The sequence below is a fragment of the Escherichia sp. E2562 genome (genome assembly GCF_005781075.1).
In the GTDB taxonomy this organism is placed as follows: domain Bacteria; phylum Pseudomonadota; class Gammaproteobacteria; order Enterobacterales; family Enterobacteriaceae; genus Escherichia.
The window spans coordinates 1-1,330 of the sequence record NZ_VATM01000035.1 but is presented as its reverse complement, the minus strand read 5'-3'; the positions used below and the strand labels follow the sequence as shown (position 1 = coordinate 1,330).

General features: G+C 48.9%; 1 protein-coding gene. It reads right to left on the bottom strand.

What is annotated here, in order from left to right; translation table 11 throughout:
• Position 1 precedes the first annotated feature (1 nt).
• Positions 2-1,291, bottom strand: a complete 1,290-nt coding sequence (locus tag FEK43_RS22580) for a FliC/FljB family flagellin (RefSeq protein WP_130238329.1) — start codon at positions 1,289-1,291, stop codon at positions 2-4.
• Positions 1,292-1,330: the final 39 nt, after the last annotated feature.

Sequence of the window (1,330 nt, the reverse complement as noted above, 5' to 3'; positions counted from 1 at the left end):
ATTAACGCAGAAGCTGCAGAACGTTCTGCGGAACCTGGTTGGCCTGTGCCAGAACAGAAGTACCGGCAGACTGCAGGATGTTAGCGCGGCTCATATTAGATACTTCAGACGCGAAGTCAGCGTCGAGGATACGAGAACGAGACTCAGACAGGTTGTTAACGGTGTTGTTCAGGTTGCTGATAACAGAATCGAAACGGTTCTGTACGGCACCGAGGCCAGAACGCAGTTTGTCAACCTGAGACAGCGCGGCATCGATAGCTTTCAGCGGATCGGTGGTTGCTGGTTTGGTGTTAACTGCGGTTTTTAAATCAGTGATGGTCGCAGTGAAATTACCAGCCTTATCGTTGGTAGTATCCAGTTTGGCATTGGTTAAATTACCCGTAGCATCTTCCAGATAGTAGTTACCTTTACCATCGTCTTTCAGGGTGGTACCGGCCGGCACACCTGTTACTTGTGTAGAGTGATAAGCTTCTTGGTCTTTTACTGATGTAGGTGCTGTAGCCTTAGTAAAACCTGTAGCCGCACCAGCACTATCGAAGGTCATACCGCCTTTACCGTCATCCTTAATTTCATAGTACTTATTATTTGCCGGATCGGCATCTGTACCAATCTGGGCGTAGATTTTACCAGTTGCATCATCTTTAACAATATTATCCGCCTTTTTGGCACCTTTGTCTGTGACATTAGCTACATCATACTTATAGCCTTCATCAACATTCACATTAGCGCCTGTTGTATTCAGGGTTGCGGCATTAATACCGCCAGCCACGTTGAAATCAGTCATCCCGAGGGTGCCGGCATCCATCTTGCTCAGATCGATACTGATAGTTTCGCTATCGTTAGAACCTACCTGAATAGACAGAGACTGATCCTGGCTGAGAACTTTAACGCCGTTAAATTCAGTCTGATTGGAGATGCGGTCGATTTCATCCAGACGGGCATTGATTTCGTCCTGGATGGACTGACGGTCAGAATCGGAGTTAGTGCCGTTCTGCGCCTGAACAGTCAGACGACGGATGTTCTGCAGGTTGTCGTTCACTTCGTTCAGCGCACCTTCAGTGGTCTGAGCGATGGAGATACCGTCGTTAGCGTTGCGGGAAGCCTGAGTCAGACCAGAGATGCTGGCGGTGAAACGGTTGCTGATAGCCTGGCCAGCAGCATCGTCTTTTGCGCTGTTAATACGCAGACCAGAAGACAGGCGTTGGATCGCAGTGCCGAGAGTGGACTGAGATTTGTTCAGGTTGTTCTGTGCAACCAGGCTCAGTGCGTTGGTATTAATGACCTGTGACATGATATATCCTCAATTAAAACCTGGCGGTGCGATCCGCCC

Bases quoted from the DNA above. Each gene is read 5' to 3' on its own strand.
- FEK43_RS22580 (WP_130238329.1), bottom strand. From the start codon at position 1,291: ATGTCACAGGTCATTAATACCAACGCACTGAGCCTGGTTGCACAGAAC.